Source organism: Streptomyces radicis (assembly GCF_003626575.1).
GTDB lineage: Bacteria > Actinomycetota > Actinomycetes > Streptomycetales > Streptomycetaceae > Streptomyces > Streptomyces radicis.
This window is the reverse complement of record NZ_RBDY01000003.1, coordinates 135,331-153,019: the sequence shown is the minus strand read 5'-3', so window position 1 is coordinate 153,019 and position 17,689 is coordinate 135,331. Positions and strand designations below refer to the sequence as shown.

22 protein-coding genes, 1 other RNA gene and 2 pseudogenes are annotated in these 17,689 nt (G+C 70.6%); 13 read left to right on the top strand and 12 right to left on the bottom strand.

The features are described 5' to 3' along the window. Positions 1-21: 21 nt before the first annotated feature. Positions 22-441: pseudogene (locus D7318_RS06275) on the bottom strand (cupin domain-containing protein); the annotation flags it as partial. Positions 442-565: 124 nt separating this feature from the next. On the opposite strand from D7318_RS06275, the gene D7318_RS06270 reads away from it, so the two are divergent. The 3 genes from D7318_RS06270 to D7318_RS34880 are packed head-to-tail and all read left to right on the top strand — an operon-like array spanning position 566 to position 1,741. Continuing rightward, positions 566-793, top strand: a complete 228-nt coding sequence (locus D7318_RS06270; RefSeq protein WP_120696088.1) for a hypothetical protein — start codon at positions 566-568, stop codon at positions 791-793. Next, on the top strand, positions 774-1,280 hold the full coding sequence (locus D7318_RS06265) for a DUF6879 family protein (RefSeq protein WP_120695864.1): 507 nt from the start codon (positions 774-776) through the stop codon (positions 1,278-1,280). The genes D7318_RS06270 and D7318_RS06265 overlap by 20 nt, the downstream gene beginning before the upstream one ends. A gap of 2 nt (positions 1,281-1,282) precedes the next feature. Then, positions 1,283-1,741, top strand: coding sequence for a helix-turn-helix domain-containing protein (locus D7318_RS34880; protein WP_408055449.1), 459 nt, complete (start codon positions 1,283-1,285; stop codon positions 1,739-1,741). Here the strand turns inward: D7318_RS34880 and D7318_RS06255 are convergent. Then, positions 1,662-2,195, bottom strand: a complete 534-nt coding sequence (locus D7318_RS06255) for a hypothetical protein (protein WP_120695863.1) — start codon at positions 2,193-2,195, stop codon at positions 1,662-1,664. The two genes, D7318_RS34880 and D7318_RS06255, sit on opposite strands and share 80 nt — an antisense overlap. A gap of 235 nt (positions 2,196-2,430) precedes the next feature. Between D7318_RS06255 and D7318_RS06250 the strand changes: the two genes are divergently transcribed. Beyond that, a complete protein-coding gene (locus D7318_RS06250) occupies positions 2,431-3,036 on the top strand; it encodes a hypothetical protein (RefSeq protein ID WP_147437630.1) in 606 nt (201 codons plus the stop codon). Between the two features lie 57 nt (positions 3,037-3,093). Here the strand turns inward: D7318_RS06250 and D7318_RS06245 are convergent, their stop codons facing one another. Beyond that, a complete protein-coding gene (locus D7318_RS06245) occupies positions 3,094-3,327 on the bottom strand; it encodes a DUF397 domain-containing protein (RefSeq protein ID WP_120695861.1) in 234 nt (77 codons plus the stop codon). After that, entirely contained in the window at positions 3,327-4,169 is an 843-nt protein-coding gene (locus tag D7318_RS06240) for a helix-turn-helix domain-containing protein (protein ID WP_230423430.1), read from the bottom strand. The genes D7318_RS06245 and D7318_RS06240 overlap by 1 nt, the downstream gene beginning before the upstream one ends. Positions 4,170-4,469: 300 nt before the next feature. Between D7318_RS06240 and D7318_RS06235 the strand changes: the two genes are divergently transcribed. The 5 genes from D7318_RS06235 to D7318_RS06215 all read left to right on the top strand — a co-directional run bounded on the left by D7318_RS06235 (position 4,470) and on the right by D7318_RS06215 (position 6,847). Continuing rightward, the gene (locus D7318_RS06235) at positions 4,470-4,811 is read left to right on the top strand and encodes an ATP-binding protein (RefSeq protein ID WP_230423425.1); all 342 of its coding nucleotides are present in this window, start codon (positions 4,470-4,472) and stop codon (positions 4,809-4,811) included. Between the two features lie 197 nt (positions 4,812-5,008). After that, positions 5,009-5,464, top strand: a complete 456-nt coding sequence (locus D7318_RS06230) for an NUDIX hydrolase (RefSeq protein ID WP_230423424.1) — start codon at positions 5,009-5,011, stop codon at positions 5,462-5,464. Between the two features lie 76 nt (positions 5,465-5,540). Beyond that, complete coding sequence (locus D7318_RS06225; RefSeq protein WP_120695858.1) at positions 5,541-5,813, top strand: hypothetical protein; 273 nt, start codon at positions 5,541-5,543, stop codon at positions 5,811-5,813. 96 nt (positions 5,814-5,909) lie between these two features. Beyond that, complete coding sequence (locus D7318_RS06220; RefSeq protein ID WP_120695857.1) at positions 5,910-6,659, top strand: SAM-dependent methyltransferase; 750 nt, start codon at positions 5,910-5,912, stop codon at positions 6,657-6,659. Further along, positions 6,656-6,847, top strand: a complete 192-nt coding sequence (locus D7318_RS06215; RefSeq protein WP_120695856.1) for a hypothetical protein — start codon at positions 6,656-6,658, stop codon at positions 6,845-6,847. The genes D7318_RS06220 and D7318_RS06215 overlap by 4 nt, the downstream gene beginning before the upstream one ends. Here the strand turns inward: D7318_RS06215 and yaaA are convergent. Next, positions 6,834-7,619: a peroxide stress protein YaaA gene (gene yaaA, locus D7318_RS06210; RefSeq protein WP_120695855.1), complete on the bottom strand. Its 786-nt coding sequence runs from the start codon at positions 7,617-7,619 to the stop codon at positions 6,834-6,836. The two genes, D7318_RS06215 and yaaA, sit on opposite strands and share 14 nt — an antisense overlap. A gap of 44 nt (positions 7,620-7,663) precedes the next feature. Here yaaA and D7318_RS06205 point away from each other — a divergent pair, with 44 nt between their 5' ends. Together D7318_RS06205 and D7318_RS06200 are read left to right on the top strand one after the other, a co-directional pair. Next, complete coding sequence (locus D7318_RS06205) at positions 7,664-8,536, top strand: helix-turn-helix transcriptional regulator (protein ID WP_120695854.1); 873 nt, start codon at positions 7,664-7,666, stop codon at positions 8,534-8,536. Between the two features lie 10 nt (positions 8,537-8,546). Further along, positions 8,547-9,317: pseudogene (locus tag D7318_RS06200) on the top strand (DMT family transporter); the annotation flags it as partial. Here D7318_RS06200 and D7318_RS33700 read toward each other — a convergent pair. Beyond that, on the bottom strand, positions 9,266-9,442 hold the full coding sequence (locus tag D7318_RS33700) for a hypothetical protein (RefSeq protein ID WP_230423423.1): 177 nt from the start codon (positions 9,440-9,442) through the stop codon (positions 9,266-9,268). The pseudogene D7318_RS06200 and the gene D7318_RS33700 sit on opposite strands and share 52 nt — an antisense overlap. A 6-nt stretch (positions 9,443-9,448) precedes the next feature. Between D7318_RS33700 and rnpB the strand changes: the two genes are divergently transcribed. Next, positions 9,449-9,847, top strand: an RNA gene (rnpB, locus tag D7318_RS06195) — RNase P RNA component class A. Positions 9,848-9,926: 79 nt separating this feature from the next. On the opposite strand, the gene tyrS is transcribed toward rnpB, so the two are convergent. The 6 genes from tyrS to D7318_RS06165 all read right to left on the bottom strand — a co-directional run bounded on the left by tyrS (position 9,927) and on the right by D7318_RS06165 (position 16,850). Then, positions 9,927-11,195, bottom strand: a complete 1,269-nt coding sequence (gene tyrS / locus D7318_RS06190; protein WP_120695853.1) for a tyrosine--tRNA ligase — start codon at positions 11,193-11,195, stop codon at positions 9,927-9,929. Positions 11,196-11,331: 136 nt separating this feature from the next. Beyond that, on the bottom strand, positions 11,332-12,477 hold the full coding sequence (locus D7318_RS06185) for a glycosyltransferase family 4 protein (protein ID WP_220729521.1): 1,146 nt from the start codon (positions 12,475-12,477) through the stop codon (positions 11,332-11,334). Between the two features lie 4 nt (positions 12,478-12,481). Next, positions 12,482-13,435, bottom strand: coding sequence for a phosphotransferase family protein (locus D7318_RS06180; protein ID WP_183091279.1), 954 nt, complete (start codon positions 13,433-13,435; stop codon positions 12,482-12,484). Then, complete coding sequence (locus tag D7318_RS06175; RefSeq protein WP_183091280.1) at positions 13,432-14,508, bottom strand: glycosyltransferase family 9 protein; 1,077 nt, start codon at positions 14,506-14,508, stop codon at positions 13,432-13,434. The genes D7318_RS06180 and D7318_RS06175 overlap by 4 nt, the downstream gene beginning before the upstream one ends. Then, entirely contained in the window at positions 14,505-16,205 is a 1,701-nt protein-coding gene (locus D7318_RS06170; RefSeq protein ID WP_120695850.1) for a pyridoxal phosphate-dependent decarboxylase family protein, read from the bottom strand. Before D7318_RS06170 ends, D7318_RS06175 begins: the two co-directional genes overlap by 4 nt. A gap of 45 nt (positions 16,206-16,250) precedes the next feature. Then, positions 16,251-16,850: a DUF4254 domain-containing protein gene (locus D7318_RS06165; RefSeq protein WP_120695849.1), complete on the bottom strand. Its 600-nt coding sequence runs from the start codon at positions 16,848-16,850 to the stop codon at positions 16,251-16,253. 349 nt (positions 16,851-17,199) lie between these two features. Here D7318_RS06165 and D7318_RS06160 point away from each other — a divergent pair, with 349 nt between their 5' ends. After that, positions 17,200-17,685 carry a hypothetical protein gene (locus D7318_RS06160; protein ID WP_230423422.1) on the top strand — a complete coding sequence of 162 codons (486 nt, stop codon included), beginning with the start codon at positions 17,200-17,202 and terminating at the stop codon, positions 17,683-17,685. Positions 17,686-17,689 lie beyond the last annotated feature (4 nt).

Genomic DNA, 17,689 nt, shown 5'->3' with positions numbered 1-17,689 from the left:
CGTTCGGGGTGCGGCGCGCGTTCAGTGCCGCGCGTGTTCAGTGCCGGGCGGAGCCGAGGCACAGATCCGCGGTGGCGGCCTGGAGCAGGGTGTGGAGAGCAGGGTGTGGACGAACAGCATCTCCGCGCCCGGGTGCGTCAACGCGCCGATCCGGTGCGGGGTGAGGGAGTCGAAGTGCGCGCTGTCGCCCGGGTCGAGCACATGCTCCGCGTCCCCGAGGGTCAGCCGCAGCCGCCCCTTGACGACATGCAGCCACTCCTCGCCGGGGTGCACCCGTACCAGCTCGTCCTGCCGACCGCCGTGCGGCACGAGCACGTGCAACGCCCGCATCCCGCGCCCCGAGCCGCCCGCCTGCCAGTACGTCCAGGGTCGCCCTTCCTTCGATGCGGACCCGACCGCGCCGCGATGCGGAGCGTGTGCGGCGGCCCTACCACGTTCCCCGGCCGCTCGGGGCGCTTACGACAAGCCGCGTAGAAGTTCCCGCACGTCGCTGGCCTGCGCGGTGCGTGACGGCGCAGGATTCTTCATGCCGATCGACGGACACCGAGAGAGACGGGAGCACCCCATGGCGTTACACCGACTGGGCAGGGACCCCGAGAGCCCGAACGACAACTCCCCGACGGTCTACCTGGATGACGAGACCGGGCACTACGTCCTGCAAGGATGGCGGGTGACGGACCCCGACCGCTTGGCGCAGCTCGACATCCCGGCGCATGAGACGGTGATCGAGTTCCCCCGGCGTATGATGCGGTTCTTCCCGGAGGTGAAGGCCCATGGCTCAGGAGCCGTTTGAGCAGCTCTTCCGTGAGGCGAAGCACAGCGCGTTCCATCTGGAGATGCGGGACGGGTACGCGCTGAACGAGGACTACCAGGCATGGACCTCGGGCGAACGGTTCGACGTGGCGGAGCGCTGGGCGTCGTGGATCGCCCTCATCGCCGAAGGAGTGGCCCGCGGGGTGGACGTTCGCCGAGCGCGCATCGTGTCCGAGCCGGTCTCGTCATACATCCGCTACGAGTACGACGTGACGCCGGAGAACAACATCCGGGCGGGCGAGGCCGTTCGCTGGCTGCCGCGCCGCGACGCCTCCCTGTTGGCGCTGCCGGGCAATGACTTCTGGCTGTTCGACGGCACCACCGTGCTCTGGAACCACTTCGACGGCGACGGCAACTCAGCCGGTAAGGAGCTGGTCACCGACCCCGAGGCGGCCAAGCTCTGCGCCACGTCGTTCGAGGCCGTCTGGGAACGGGCCATTCCACACGAGGACTACCGCGTCTCCTGACCGTGGCCTCGTCGTCCAGTGTCCAGCAGGCCCGGGAGGCCCTGGGGAAGCGCCTGCGGGAGATCCGGAAGGACTCCGGACTCACCGCGCGTGAACTCGCCTCTCGGGCGGGCTGGCACGAGAGCAAGTGCAGCCGCATCGAGAACGGCCCCACCGGTCCCTCGGACGACGACCTGCGGTCCTGGGCGCTGCACTGCGGGGCCCACTGCCCATCCGGGCGATGGCGGACGGCGGAAAGCACGACGGCGGGCCCATGCCCCCCGAGGCCCCCGCGCCCCCCAGCCCGGCGGTGGCGGCGAGGGCGACAAGTAGCCCCCGAGACCGACGGCCCCGCCCGGCAGCGGCGACGCCAACGGCCGGGCGGGGCCTGGGAGATGGCGATCAGACGCGATCGCGGAGTGACTGGGCGAGGCGGGTGGCGATGTCCTGGCGCGGGCCGCTGTCGGCGGTGCCCGCCTTGATCCCGCAGAACGCGTCGCCGCACGGGAACCACAGCTCGCCATGGATGTCGTCGTAGGTGGCGCCCTCGCCGAAGCCGTCGATCGGCTCGCCGATCTCGGCCACGCTCTCGTACTGGTCGGCGGGGAGCTGTGCGGCGTGGATGGACGCGGTGAACCCGTCCGCGTCGGCGGCCGAGGCCGTCCACACGCAGCCGCCGAAGACGTAGTCGTGGGTGCCGGGCTCGTGTTCACCGATCGCGTCGGTGATCTCCTCGTCGGTGAGGGTGCCGCAGAGGGCGTTCTCCTCGGACCCGGAGTCCGCCCCGGAATCGGAGCCGGACCCGGCCCCGGACCCGTTGCCCGAGCCGGAGCCGTTGTCGGAGGAACTGTCGTCGCCACCACAGGCGGTGGCGAACGTGAGGGCGCCGACCAGCACGATGGTCGGCCAGAGTCTGTGGCTTCTGCTGCGCTTCATGGGAATGCCCCTCCGCTGCGTTGAGGCGGGTCCGCCGATGGTGGCGGACCGACGACGCGAGCAGCGTAGGAGCCGGAGGAAGGGCCGGGGGCGGCTGAGACGCGACTGACCCGGTTCTGTGACCAAGTGCCCGATTTCGCGGAACGCCCGTGACGCCACGCCCCCCCCGCGACCGTGCGATGCGGCAGGGTAGCCGGTGGCGGGCCCGGGGACGAGTGGGGCGGAAGGGAACGAAGTGTCTGCGGCGGAAGAGGAGTTGCTCGCGCGCGAGGTGTTCGCGGCGCTGGGCGGGGTCATGGTCGTGGGCGCCGCGGCGGCGCGGGGGAGGGTGCCGTTCTCCGCGGGGGCGTTCTCCGCGGCACGCCGGGGAGAGCTCGACCGGCTCTTGGCCATCGTTCAGGAGCTCACCGGCTTCGGCCCCGAAACGATGGCCCTCTTCGACGAGTTGGGCTGGCACCTGGCCGACGACGCGGCGCCGTGGCTCGTGATGTGGTCCGCCGCCTACCACCCCCTGCCGACCGATGCCGAAAACCCCGCCGCCTTCCGGCGGATGGTCGGCATGGGCGCGGACCACCAGGCGGTCCGCTTCCTGCACGCCCTGGTGTCCGCCGCGCTGAACGGCCCACAGCCGATGGACCGGACGGCGCGGCTGCTGGCCGAGGCGCTGCGCGTGGCGTGCGGGCTGCTCCCCGGCACGGAACCGGACCTGGTCTTCCGCATCTGGCGCGTCGCCCATCTGCCGACGCGGCTCAGGCCCGGGCCCGCATCCCCGGCGGAGTACGGGACACGGCTGCGCGCCTGCGCTCACGCCCTGGAGGCGGCGCTGTTCCAGGACGGCTGACCGCGCGGTCCATGAGCGAACCACTCGGGTGCGCCCTCCGGATCCGGTGTGGTCGCCTCAGCCCTCGACGAGATGGTCGAACTCGCCCGCTTTCGCGGCCCGGATGAACGCGTCGAGCTCGGCGGTGGTGTAGCGAAGGGGTTCGCGGTGGGGTGACTTGGAGTCGTCCAACGCGACCCCACCGTCGATCTTCATCAGCCGCACGCAGTCGTTGCCGTTGCCGTTGCTGTAGCTGGACTTGATCCACTCGCCGTCGAGGGTGGCGGTGTACAGGTCGGCCTTCTCGTTCATCACAGGTCTTTCTCGATCTCTTCGATGAAGCGGACGGTTCCCTCGGGGCTCAGGGCGTGCGCCGCGAGGTCGGCGAACTTTCGTCGTGCCCTTCTTACCTCTGCTGGCTCTTCGTCCAGCATCTCGCCGGTGACCTTCTCCTGGAAGACCACCGGTCGGTTCGATTCCCCAGGGAAGTCGAAGACGCTGAATGGTGTGCCCGAGACGCTGGGAGCCCCTGCGGAGTGGGGGATGACTCGCAGCGTGACGTTGGGCCGCTCCATCACCGTCAGGAGGTGATCGAGCTGCTTCCGCATCACCTCGGGACCGCCGACCACCGCCCTGAGGGCCGACTCGAGACACAGGGCGTCGAACGCCATCAACTGGCGTCGCGACAGGGCGTGTTGCCGCCTCAGCCTCGCCTCGGTGAACACCTCCCGGCGCTCGGCGCTTTCGTGTGCCTGCCCGAAAGCCGCGATGGCCTCGATGTACTCCTGGGTCTGCAAGAGGCCCGGCACATACGTGCCGGAGTGGACGAGAATCCGCTCCGCCGCGTCCTCGATGTAGAAGTAGCGGTACGAGTCGCCCTGGAACAGCTTGCGGAAGCGCGGCTGTTCCCACCAGGCGCGGCCGAACGACCGGCCCTGGTTGATGATCGCGCGGATCGCGGCGCGTTCCTCGGTCGTGGCCTTGTAGGCGCGCAGCAGCGTCTTCAACTGCTCGTCGGTCGGGAACGCCTTGCCGCGTTCGATCTTGCTGACCGTGTAGCGCGTGACGTTCAGCTTCTCCGCCGCGTCCTCCTGGCGCAGACCCGCCGCGTTGCGCAACTGCGCGAGGTGCTCGCCGACGGCCTGCATGGCCATGATCGCGTTGGTGTTGACGCTGACGGACACGGCCTCTCCCTCCCGCTCGGCGCTCTTGCCGCACTGCCGTCAGCGTATCGCCCCCGCCCGCGCACGGGCGCACAACCATCCCTCGTCAGAAGGGAATTCCCCGGGGATGCTTGCACGTGACTGGTCACGTGACCCACACTGTGACGCACACACTGCGGCGCTGCTCGCACGCAGTGCGTAGTCCTTGATCGTGCGCGATCGGAGGGAGCAGTGATGCATGAGCGCGGGCATGTTCTCGCCGTGGGACGGTACCGGTGTGAGCCCCGGGCCGTGGCCGAGGCCAGACGGATAGCGGTGCGGGCGTACGCCCCGTTCCCGTGGATCAACGCGGGCACGGTGGAACTGCTGGTCTCGGAGCTGGCGACCAACGCCGTTGTCCACTCGGGGGGTTCGGACTTCTTCGTGCTGTGCCACTCGCCGTCGCTCGCGGACGGGAGTGTGCAGGTCGAGGTGCACGACCAGGGGTCGGGTGCGCCCGTGGCGTTGATGGCCGACGAGTTGGCCGAGCACGGGCGCGGCCTCGAACTCCTGGGGCTGCTGGCCTCCCACTGGCGCACGGAACGGACCACGACAGGGAAGAGCCTGGTTTTCACTCTGAAGGGGGATGGATGAGGCCGTCGTTGCCCCGGGCAGGGGCCGTCGTGGCGGTCGAGGTCGACGCGAGTACCGTGCGTCTGGGGACCAACTGGTCATCGGTGGGTGGGCGTTCACCGTGCAGGACATGGCGGCCCCTCCCGGGCGGGCCGCATCGCCGGACCCCCGCCGGACCCCGGCTGAACCACCCGCTGAAAGAGGAAGGACCCGCACCGGTGAAGGGACTTGTCGCGCGGCTGTGGCGCATGCTCAGGGGGTCCGTCCAGTGGCGGGTGCTGTGGCTGGCCAACGCCACGTTCATGGTCGGGGTCACCGGCGTGGTGCGGGACGGGGAGGGGCGGATGCTGCTGCTGCGGCACCGACTGTGGCCCGAGGGACGGCAGTGGGGGTTCCCCACCGGATTCGCCGTCAAGGGTGAGGACTTCAGGCAGACGGTGGTGCGCGAGGTGCGCGAGGAGACCGGGCTCGATGTGGAGCCGGGGCGCCTGGTGAGGCTCAGGAGCGGCTACCGCCTGCGCGTCGAGGTCGCCTTCGAGGCCCAACTGACCGGCGGAACACTGGAGATCGACCCGTTCGAGATCCTGGAGGCCCGCTGGTGCACCCTCGACGACCTGCCCCAGGGCATGCAACCCGTGCACCGCGCCCTGGCGTTGGGCGACGAGACGGCCTGAGGACGCGTTCCGCTGTACGCCCTCCCTTAACGTCCGGTCCACCCCGCGTACGCCCTCCGCGCGTACAAGCCTTGGCATGGGTCCCTACCGCCGTCTTGAAGTCGAACGGGCCGAGCCGTGCTCCGGCTGTGGGCAGGTCAGCCCGCTGGTCCTGCGGTTCCGCCGTGGCCGGGGCACCACCCGTTACGCCGAGGTGCCGGGCAGCCCCGAGCCGTGCGGGGAGTGCGGCGACGAGGGTGAACGGGGCCGCTATGTCGTCGCACTCGAGGGCGGCAGGGTCGTCGGCTGGCGCGAGGCGGGGGCGCACGATCCGGCCGTTCCGCAGTGGTGGCACGCCGCGGTGTCCTGAGCCGTCACGACCGCCGCTGGCGTCACACAGCGAAGTCGAGTAACTTCGGTCACGCACCGCGACGTTGACGCGCCTGGGGGCGGGGGAGGGGCCTCGATGACGGAGCAACCGCCACCGCATTCCGCGCGGTTGACCAACTACCTGCTGGGCGGGACCGCTTGGGGCCCCGCCGACCGGCACATGGGCGACCAGGTGATCCGCGAGTTCCCCGGCGCGGTGGCCGCGCTGCGGGAGGGGCGGGCGTTCCTCGGGCGCGCCGTCTCGTTCCTGGTGAAGGAGGCGGGCATACGGCAGTTCCTCGACCTGGGCGCCGGGCTGCCCGCGCCGGGCGGCGTGGACGAGGTGGCGCGGCGGCACGCGCCCGACTGCCGCGTCGTCCATGTGGACCACGACCCGCTCGTGCTGCGGCACGCCGCGGGGACCACGGCCACCTGCGTGGAGGCCGACCTCAGGGACATCGAGACCGTCCTCGGGCACGCCGCCGCCGCGCTCGACCCGCGCGAGCCGGTGGCGTTGGTGCTGGTCTGCGCGCTCGGGCACGTGCCTGACCCTGACGAGGCCGCCGCGCTCGTCCAGGGGTACATGTCCCTGCTGGCGCCCGGGAGTTGTCTGGTGACCGCCGACGGCGTGACATCGGCCGAGACGCTCGCCGCGCAGCAGGCGTACAACGACTCGGGCGCCCACCCCTACCTCGTGCGGACCCCCGAGCAGATCGCCGCGACCGCCGCCGGGCTCGACGTGCTGCCCCCTGGCGTCGGGCCCGTGAGCCACTGGCGCCCCGACGCGGTCCTGCCCGACCCGGTGGACCTCTACGGCCTGGTCGCCAGGAAGCCGGTCGGCGCGTGATCGGCGCGGTGTTACGCCGGTACCCCGGCGTGCTGGCCGCGGCGTTGGCCGGTCTCCTGGTGGAGCACCGCGGCCCCTACGGCGCCATCGCCGCCGACGTGCTCCCCGGCTATGTCGCGGCGATGGCGCCCGCGGTGGGCTGCGGGGCGCTCGAGGTCACGCCGCCCGAGCCGTTCACACCTCGGTGACGACCACGTCGAGGCGGCCCGGGTGCGCCGGGTCCTCCTCGACCGCCCAGCCCAGGTCGCGCAGCGCGGCGTTGAGCTTCGCCGGGGTGCGGGGCAGTGGACCGGCCTCGAGGAGGGCGCGGAGCAGGCGGCCCTTGGTCGCCTTGTTGAAGTGGCTCACCACGGAACGCCGTTCGACGCCGTTGACGGTCCTCGACTGGAGCACGCGCACGGTCACCGTGCGGCGCGCGGTCTCCGCGTCGGGGCGCCACATCGCGGCATACGGCGTGGAGCGCAGGTCGAGCACCGGGCCCTCGGCCGCCTCGTCGGCCAGCGCCTCGGCCAGCGGCGCGCGCCAGAACGACGTCAACGGGCCCGTGCCCGGCAGCCGTACCCCCGCCGAGCAGCGGTAGGCGGGGACGCGATCGGTGATCCGGACGGCGCCCCAGAGCGCGGAGAAGATCAGCAACGAGCCGCGCGCCCGCCTACGCGCTGGCGCACTCAACGTCCCGAGCGCCAGCGCGTCGTAGAGCACGCCGGTGTACACCTCACCGGCGGGGCGCGCGGGAGCGTTCCGCAGCGCGGCGTTGCGCGCCACCTCGCCGCGCTGCCCCTCGCTCAGGCCAAGCACCTCACGCGCCTTGTCCTGATCCCCCGAACACAGGGCGATCAGCTCGTCGAGCACCCGCTCACGGGCCCGGGTCAGCCCGGGCAGCGAAAGCGACGCGGCGTCGAGCGGCGCCCCTGACCTCTTCTCGGCCTTCCCCTCGGAGGGCGGCAGCAGTACCAGCACGGGCAGCAGCGTACGTTGTCAGTGCCCGGGTGCACACTGCGAGCATGGACGACCGCACGACCACAGCCCCCGCGCCAGGGGACGACCACGCGACCTGGACCCGGGTCGCGCTCAGCCCCGACGCGCGCCCCCTCGACCTGATGACCGCGCGCTTCCGCCACCAGCGGTACGCGCCGCACGCGCACGAGGAGTTCGCGATCGGCGTGTGCGTCGACGGCCTCGAGGCCATCGCCTACCGCGGCGCCCAGCACCTGGCGGGCCCCGGGGGCCTGGTCGTGCTCGAGCCCGGCGAGTCGCACACCGGCGGCGCCGCAGGGCCCCAGGGGTACGCCTACCGCGTGCTCTACCCCTCCGCCGCGCTCGTCGGGGAGGGCCTCGCGGGCGGCGGGGTGCCGCACTTCCCCGAGGCCGTGGTGCGCGACCCCGCGCTGGCCCACGCGCTCGCCCGCGCCCACCGGGCGGTCACCGAAGGGCCCGGCGGGGACGACCCGCTGCGCGCCGAGTCCGAGCTGCCGCACCTGCTGGCGGAGTTGGCCGTGCGGCACGCGGGCGCCAGGCCCGTCCGCCCGATACCCCACGCCGATCGCGTCGCGCGCGCCGTGCGCGACCGGCTCGCGGACCAGATACGCACGCCCCCGACGCTGGCCGAGCTGGCCGCCGACCTGGGGCTCTCCCGCTTCCACCTGGTCCGCGCGTTCCGCGATGTCACGGGCATGCCGCCCTACGCGTGGCTCGCCCAGCACCGGGTGGCGCGCGCCCGCGCGCTCCTTGACGCCGGGCGCCGCCCCGCCGAGGCCGCGGCGGCCGTCGGCTTCGCCGACCAGGCCCATCTCACGCGCTGGTTCCGCCGCGTGCTGGGGGTGACGCCCGGCGCGTACCGCAACAGCGTTCAAGACATGCGCCGTTCGCCCGGGTGACCATCGCGCCATGTCACCACGAGGCTGGATCCTGTTCGCCCTGATGAGCGTCATCTGGGGCATCCCGTATCTGATGATCAAGGTGGCGGTCGACAGCGTCTCGGTGCCCGTGGTCGTCTTCGCCCGCACCGCGATCGGCGCGCTGCTGCTGCTCCCGTTCGCCTGGGCGGGGCTGCGTCGGCTGCGCGGCCACGCCTGGCCGCTGCTGGCCTTCGCGGTGCTGGAGATCCTGGGGCCCTGGTGGCTGCTGTCCGACGCCGAGCGACACCTGTCCAGCTCGATGACCGGGCTGCTCATCGCGGTCGTCCCGGTCTTCGCCGTCCTGCTGGCCCGCGCCACCGGGGGGCGTGAACGGCTGGGCGCGCGCCGCTGGGCGGGGCTCGGCGTGGGCCTGGGCGGCGTCGCGGTGCTGGCCGCGCCCGAGCTGCGCGGCGGCGACGCGTGGTCGGTGACGGAGGTGCTGCTCACCGCCGTCGGCTATGCCGCGGGCCCGCTCGTCGCCGCGCGGTACCTGCGCGACGTGCCGACGCTGCCGCTGACCGCCGGGTGTCTGTCGTTCGCCGCGCTCGTCTACGCCCTGCCCGCGGCGGCGACGTGGCCCGCCGAGCCGCCCCCGGGGCGCGTGCTCGCGGCGTTGGCCGGTCTCGGGGTGGTCTGCACGGCGCTGGCGTTCCTGGTGTTCTTCGAGCTGATCCGCGAAGTGGGCACATCCCGCGCCATGGTGATCACCTATGTCAACCCCGCGGTCGCGGTCGGCGCCGGAATGATCTTCCTGAACGAGCCGTTGAGCGGGACGATCACGGCGGCGTTCGCGCTGATCCTGGGCGGGTCCTTCCTGGCCACGAGCCGCTCCCCCGAGGCGGCGCCGGACGGCGCGCCGCAGGCCAGGGGTACGATGGACAGCACGGCGGACGAGCCGGCCGGGCGGCCGCGTCGGGGTCCGAAGGACCTCGCCGAGGAACGTCCGGGCTCCGCAGGGCAGGGTGGTAGGTAACGCCTACCTGGGGTGACCCACGGGAAAGTGCCACAGAAAGCAGACCGCCGGTCGTTCGCGGCCGGTAAGGGTGAAACGGTGGTGTAAGAGACCACCAGCGCCCAGGGTGACCTGGGCGGCTCGGTAAACCCCACCCGGAGCAAGGTCAAGAGGGAGCGCCCCGGCGCTCCTGCGCGGATGATCGAGGGCTGCCCGCCCGAGTCCGCGGGTGGACCGCACGAGGCCGGTGGCGACACCGGTCCTAGATGGATGGCCGCCTCCCCCGGCGCCGCGAGGCGCCGGGGAGACAGAACCCGGCGTAGAGGCCGACTCGTCCGCCGCCCCACAGGCCGGTCCCGGCCAGGGTGCTACGCCCTGGCTCCCGGCGCGCCGCGAGGAAGCCTGGACCGAGCTGCTTCAGGCCCCGGTGACCTCGATCGCCGCCAGGCTTCGCTTGCCGCGGCGCAGCACCAGCCAGCGTCCGTGCAACAGCTCGTCGGCCGAGGCCACCGCGTCCTCTGCGGTCACTTTCACGTTGTTCACGTAGGCGCCGCCCTCCTTGACGGCGCGGCGGGCGGCCGACTTGCTCGCCACCAGGCCCACCTCCGCGAACAGATCGGTGACCTGGCCGAGCTCGCTCACTGTGGCGTTCGGGAGCTCGGAGACCGCGGCGGCCAGCGTCGCCTCGTCGAGGTCGAGAAGCTCACCCTGCCCGAACAGGGCCTTCGACGCGGCGATCACGGCGGCGCACTGGTCGGCGCCGTGTACCAGCGTGGTCAGCTCCTCGGCGAGCGCGCGCTGTGCGGTACGGGCTTGTGGCCGCTCCTCGGTCACCTTCTCCAACTCCTCGAGCTCCTCGCGGGACTTGAAGGAGAGGATGCGCATGTACCGGGAGATGTCCCGGTCGTCCGTGTTGAGCCAGAACTGGTAGAACGCGTACGGCGTGGTCATCTCCGGGTCGAGCCAGAGCGCGCCGGTCTCCGTCTTGCCGAACTTGGTGCCGTCCGCCTTCGTCATCAGTGGTGTCGCGAGAGCGTGTACCTCGGCGTTCGGCTCCAGGCGGTGGATGAGATCCAGACCGGCCGTGAGGTTGCCCCACTGGTCGCTGCCGCCCGTCTGGAGGGTGCAGCCGTACCGCCGGTACAGCTGAAGGAAGTCCATGGCCTGTAGCAGCTGGTAGCTGAACTCGGTGTAGCTGATGCCCTGGTCGGACGCCAGGCGCTGGGCGACCGAGTCCTTGGTGAGCATTTTGTTCACCCGGAAGTGCTTACCGATGTCCCGCAGGAACTCGATCACGGACAGGCCCGTGGTCCAGTCCATGTTGTTGACCATGGTCGCGGCGTTGTCGCCCTCGAAGGAGAGGTACGGCTCGATCTGCGCGCGCAGCCGGGTGACCCACTGAGCGATGGTCTCCGGATCGTTCAGCGTGCGCTCGGCCGTCGGCCGAGGGTCGCCGATGTGGCCGGTCGCGCCGCCGACGAGCGCCAGCGGTCGGTGTCCGGCCTGCTGGAGTCGGCGAAGGGTGAGCACCTGCACCAGGTGGCCGACGTGCAGGCTGGCCGCGGTGGGGTCGAAGCCGCAATAGAACGTGATGGGGCCATCCGCGAGAGCCTTGCGCAGTGCGTCCTCGTCAGTGGCCTGGGCGATCAGCCCACGCCACTGGAACTCGTCGACGATGGCCGTCACGGTCCCGTGTCTCCTTGAGTCTGGTGTCGGTGTGGCGGCCAGTGTAGTGCTCCAGTCGCACAGGTGTGTTTGCGCTGGTCAGCGGTTGTGCGGCGGGGGAGAGTGGCCGGCCGTCGCCCGCCGGGGGCGTCCTGGGTCACACGGTTCCGAACCATGCGTCGAGCAGTCGGCCGCTGACGGCTTCGCTGTGATCGCGGTAGTCGCGTACATATGCTCTGCCCCTGGCCACGAGTCGCGTCCTGAGTGCCGGATCCTGGTCGATCGCGTCGATCGCCCGGCCGAGTTCCCGCGCGGCCCGCTCGATGTCGCTCGGAGAGACCACCGGATACAGCACCGTGTCCTCGTCGAGCTCGTGGCCCGCGATCGGTGGCGGGGTGACGAACATCGCCGCGTCTCCGAGTTCGGGAAGGCTGCCTATGCGGTGGGCGACGACGGGCACTCCTGACTCCATTGCCTCGAGGGCGACTCGGGGGAGGCCCTCGGGGCCGAGGGACGGCACCAGCAGAATCCTGGTGCGGTGGTAGATCGTGGTGGGGTCCGGAGTGAAGGGGGCCACGCGGACGTGGGGCGAGGGCGGCGCGTACGGCGGTGCATCGGGCCAGGTCTCCACAACGAGGTAGGCATCGCCGGGACGTTGGCGAATGAGCGCGTCCCAGACGCGGCGGCCCTTGATGGGGTGGTGGTTGATCAACGTCAGGAACCGGTCCTCAGCCTCCGGAGGCGGAGGACCGACTCGTCGCCCGGGCAGGAGGTTGGGGAGCACCTGCGCCGACACGCCCGTCTGGCTGTGGAGTGCGTCGGCGATGGTTCGGCTGACCGCGTGCACACTGGCCTGGCGCAGCAGGCGGTAGTAGCGCCGGACCTCTTCGGTGGGGTGGTCGTGGCCGGTGGGGTACAGCTGGTCGGTCACGAGCACGGCCACCTGTCGGCCGCTCGTGAGGCATTCGTCCAGCACGGCCGGATGCGCTTCATCGAGGCGGACCGCGCACGAGTTGAGCAGGACCACGGCCGGGTCGAGCTCGTCCAGAAGATCTCGAAGCGCCCGCCGATATGCGCTCGTTGACGCCGGAGCAGCGATGAAGACTTCCTGGACGGCGCAGCCCTGGACCGTGCTGGTCCTGCGTTCGATCTCCGGATCCCGGCGTTGGGCGATGCAGGCGAGGGTGGCCGGGTGCCCTCGGGCGGTGACGCGTCGCAGTAGCTCGCGAACGTGCAGGAAGAGTCCGTTGGTGAAGCCCTCGCGGGTGAAGTCGTCGAGACTCACGAAGACGGCGCCGGTCATGGTGTCACTCCCCGTGGGCTGCGGCGGCGGCGAAGGCGTCGAGCAGGGTCAGGAGCCGTATGGCGATCCGGCTGTCGACCGGGGGCGGGCCGGTGACGCCGAGAGGACTGGGCGCGAGCATCTTCAGGCAGGCGATCGCTGAGTACAGGTCGAACACGCGCCGCCGAACGGGGCCGACGCACAGCGGCGCGGCGACGTGCTCGATGCAGTCCGCCTCTGGTCCGCGGGCGAGGAGGCCTGCGCGAGCGACGCCCAGCGGGTACAGCGCGTCACCGAATCCGACCTCGTCCAGGTCGACGATCGCCGTCACTCTCCCCTCATGCACCAGCACGTTCTGGTGGGTGGCGTCGATGAGACAAGGCAACGGGTCGATGCGATCGAACTCGGGGCGTAGTTCGCGGAGGGCCCCGCGGATCTCCCCGACGGCCGGTCTCTGCCGCTGCGAAGGCGTGAGTTGATCGATCGCGCCGGTGAAGTACTCCCGGAGCACGTCCGACCAGTGGGGGTGGCAGCGAAGGTCGCCGTAGTTGGCGACACCGCCGTATCCGGGGCCGGGCGGAAGGCTGCGCACGCGGTCCCTGATATCGAGCAGGTCGTCGGCGACGCCGCGCTTCTCAGCGGCCGTGAGGTCGGCGTAGACGTTGCAGAGATCATCCCCCGATGCCTTCTCGAGGAGCATGATCGGCCAGGGCAGTACCGTCGTGGTGAGGTCCATGGACAGCACGCGGGGAACGGGTACTCCCACCCGAGCGAGTTGGCGGCGCCAATAGGCGAACCCCGCGAAGCACTCCGCACGGCCGGGCCGCGTGATCCGCGCGATCACGTGTTCACCGGATGCCAACTCCACCGTGAAGACGAAATGACTGCGACCCATCGGGACGCGGCGCGCGCTCAGCGCTTCTCGGCGCAGGCAACGGCGGGTCGCTCGGAGGACTGCCCGTTCGGTCGGAGGGTTCACGACAGGAGCAGGTCGGTCGCGGCGAGCGGGACGACACTCAGGGCGGCGTAGCCCCGGAAGAACGACCAGGTCGTCTCGAAGTCGTCGGTGCTGAGGATCAGGCCTGGCACGCCGAGGCAGCCGGCGAGGTGACCGAGGCCGCTGTCGCACCCCACGAACAGACGGCATGACAGCAGGCGGTCGACCATCTCGGGAAGCTCCGCCCGTATGTAGGTCAGGTCGTGGCCGAGGTAGTCCTGGGTGTCGGGGCCACCGAGGACACGCACGTCGCCGTGTGCCGCGAACTGGCTCATGATCCGCCGGACGGAGTGCGGCGGTGGTGGGGTGCTGGAACGCGCGTCGAACTGGCAGTACACCACGTTCTCCTGGCGACCGGGCTCCCGAGCCTGACGGAGCGGCAAGGGCGGCACACCGTGGCGGGCACGCCCGCCGAAGGTGTCCGTGACGGCGTGGTTGAGCCGGTCGAGCCATGGCATGCTCCACGAAGACCGGGCGAAGATCGCGTCGCCACTGAGTACTTCGCCGGTGCTCGCCTCGTCGGGCGAAGGGACGCAGGTCACCCGCTCGCAGGCGAACACCTCGACGACCTCGGCGAGGGCGCGCGAGCCGGTGACAGCAATGGACGGCACGTCGTTGTCCCGGCAGTAGTGCTCCAGGCCGGTGACGATGCCCAGCGCATCGCCGAGACGATTGTGCCGGGCGAACCACAGCACGGACCCCGTGGAGAGCGTCGAGGGCGGCGTGTCCGCCTCAGAGGCGGCTCCCGCCGCGCCGACGAGCTGGTCGCTCAGACAGCGCAGCCCGCGCTGCCCGCAGCGCCAGGTGCGGGGAGCCGCCGCAATGTCCACCGCGGGCTTCTGGTGCGCATCGACGAAGCACACCTCGTCCCAGCCGAACTCCTCGATGAGCTCGCTGATCGCCGGTGGCCCGCTCACCTCGACGCGGGACAGTCCGTTGCTGCGGGCGTAGGAGGCCAGACCGGCCGTCAACTCGACGCAGTCACGGACGGAGAGGTCCGCGGCGGCGAAGCGTGTCGGCAGCCCTTCAGGTTCGCTGATCGACGGTGGATTCACCGGGCCTCCTCGTTCATGTTGGAATCCGGTGCGTCCGGATACATGGCGTCGAACCGCCGCTTGCCCTTGAGCAGGCGCACGATCAGCTCTTCGGCGTGCGAATCGGAGAAATACGGATTGAGGGAGTACACCCGCAGAGCAACGACCGGCTCTCCCGTCGGTGTGTAGAACGCCGCCGAGGTCTTGCTCACCGCGAACTGCTCGGCGTCCGGCGCATGGTGACGCGAGAGCCATGTGAACAGGTCGGAGGTGTACCGGTTCATCCGGCGCACCGAGCTCGTGTCGCCGAAGTCCTCGTCGGAAGCGGCCGGATCGTCCGGCGGGTAACAGCGCAAGAACACATCCGGGCCGTACGAATGTCTGTTGATGGCCGTCACATCAGGAGCCACCTGCGCGTCGATGTGGCGCCGGAGCGCTTCGGCCGTCTCGAGCGCGTGACCGAGCAGCCGCCGCATTCCCTGCTTCCCCAGGGCTCGCATGCCGACCCAGGTCGCGACCATGTTGGCGGCCGACCTCGACGTCTCCAGTGTGAAGACCCCGGGGTTGTAGGCATCCTTGTCATGGAACAGCGGGGTCATGAGCCCGCCGTCGCGGCGCAGCCGGGAGAAGTCCCGCCCGTCCCTCATGACGATCATGCTGGACGTGTACGGCGCGAATCCGGTTTTGTGGAAGTCGGTTCCGAACGAGTCGGCGTGCCGCACCGTTCGCAGACGTTCCACAAGTCGTGCGATCTTGGCCACCACGGGTGGGCTGAATCCCAGGGAATTGCGGCGCAGGTCGTAATCGAGGAAGCAGAGATAGGCCCATCCGATGACCGTGTCCGCATGCACATGGGGTGTGTAGTCCAACCGGTACTCGGCGGTCAGCCGATCCCGCATCGCGGCGATCTCGGTGAAGTCGTCGACGGCCATGTTGGAGGTCGTCCCGCCTGCGCCCATGATGCACGCGAGCCGGTGTCCGCGCGCCAGCACATCGCGACAGGCCGCTTCCATCGAGTCCAGGTCTGTCGTCTGGTCGGGCAGCGACGCGGCGGCGACATAGTTCTGGGTGCCGATCCCGAGCCACGCGCACGCGGACTTGTGTGAATAGTGGGCCGGCCAGGAGCCCACGACGGAGATCCCGGGCTCGATCCCGCGCTCGGCGTGGTCCGGCTGCGCCTTGGAGATGCCGACGTTGATCGCGTACAGATTGGTCGCGGTGCCGCCGAACGTGAACAGGCCCCCCGCCCGATCCGGGTCGTACCCCGCCAGCCGCGCCATCGCCCGGGCGCAGGACAGTTCGGCGGAGAGGGTATCCCCGGCGTCCTCCCCGGTGACGCCGTTCGGCATGAACAACGACACCGCGCACAGAGCCGCCAGGTTGACGAACGACGGCGGCGGAACGATGTTCTTGGCAAACAAGGGGTGATGCACCTTGACCGCCCCGGCGAGCCACCAACGCAGTTGGCCGAGGGCTGTCTCCGGGGCGACAGGGCCTTCCGGTAGGTGTCCTTCACCCACCGGCGAGCGCTCATCCGCGTGACCCCGGCGGGGATACACGGGGCCCGCGCCCTGATGGCTCAACGCCTCGGCGAGGGCGCGGCGGATGAGCTCGACAAGCGCGTCGGCGTTGCCCCCGTCGGGGCGCAGGAACAGGCCGTTGCGCCAGTGTCGGAAGTGGTCCGGGTCCTCGGTGGATTCGGCGGATTCAGTGGTCATGGGACAACCCCGGCGTCTCGGAGAGGCAAGCCAACGCAACCGCGCTCATCGCCCGGGTTTTCCGTAGAGTTTGATGCGTTCGGGCAGGGGTGGGCGTCGTCGGCCGGACACGAGGTCCTCGCAGGCGACCGCGATGGACCACACCAGATCTTCACGCTGACGGCGCAGGATCGCGGCGCGTTCCGCCGCGTCGGCGCCGCCTTCGGACAGCCGCTCGGTGTGTGCGATACGAAGCGTCAGCACCGAGAGTCGGTCGAGTGCCGAGCCGATCGACTCCGTGAGAGGAGGCACGTCGTGGTGCGCGCCCCAGCGCGCGCCAAGGATCCGGTCGACCCGCTCGATGAGCTCGTGGCGAAGGCTGTTCAGTTCGTCGATCCGCCGCTTGATGGCCGGGATCTCCCGGTCTTCGACCTGCCGCACCCGATCTTCGGCGTCCCACTGCCGACCGTTGACCGCGTGGAGGTGGCCCAGCGGCTCCGACATCTCGGACGGGCAGGGGAACGGCATCCCCGCGAGAGCGTCTTCGCACCATCCGCGTTGCCCGTCTGCGGTGGTGAGGCGCGGACTGCCCTCGATCGTTGTCGCACGTGGGCCCTGCCCCGATCCGTTCGTGTCCGCATCGCGGCGAGCGGGCGACTCGGTCATCAGTGGTGATCCCTCGATATCTCGTCGAGACAGCCGCTGCCGACGGTCACAGGTTCGTGTCCCGCACTTTGATGTGATCTCAAGGCACGCTAACAGCTCGGGGAGAACGAGCAGTTGACGCCGCGCTTGGTCTTCTGACCCTTGCGCCCGGGCCGAATCGCTCAGGAAACCTCAACAACCAACGGGGTGTTGGCCCTCCGGGCCTCAACTGGGTGTTGGATTACGGGCCTTCTTGTGCGCGCGCTTGACGGAGGTCAGGGCCGCCTCATACCGACGGGCATCGGCCGGGCGATGTTTACGTAACCTCGTGCACTTTATGGAGATTTGGAGGTCATCCATGGCGCGAAGCATGCAACGTCGATCCCTACTGACCGGATCCGCCGCCGTCCTGGCGGCCGCCGCCAGGGCGCGGGCGGCGGAGACGGGGGAGACCGTGCTCGGCGCGGGCTCGTTCGCGAACTACGCCGCGCTCGAGGCGAACTGGAACTACCGGTACCCCTGGGGCTCCGACCACAACGGCAGCGCCCGCATGTACGGCAGCCCCACCGACCACAACCACGTGACCCTCTCCGGCGGCGTGCTGACGCTCAAGGCGAGCCGCATCACGTGGGACGAGGGCACCAGCGGCTCCCCGCCCCACCTGCCGATCCGCTACCACTCGGGCACGATCCACGCCAAGGACCAGGTGCGGATCACGAGCCAGTTCCCGAACTACGAGGTCAAGGGGGAGTTCCAGGCGCCGAGCGCGCCCGGCAGCTGGCACACCTACCGGGCGTGGATCACCCGGGTCGGCGCCACGGACGTGGACATCCACCACTACCTCGACGACACGTGACACG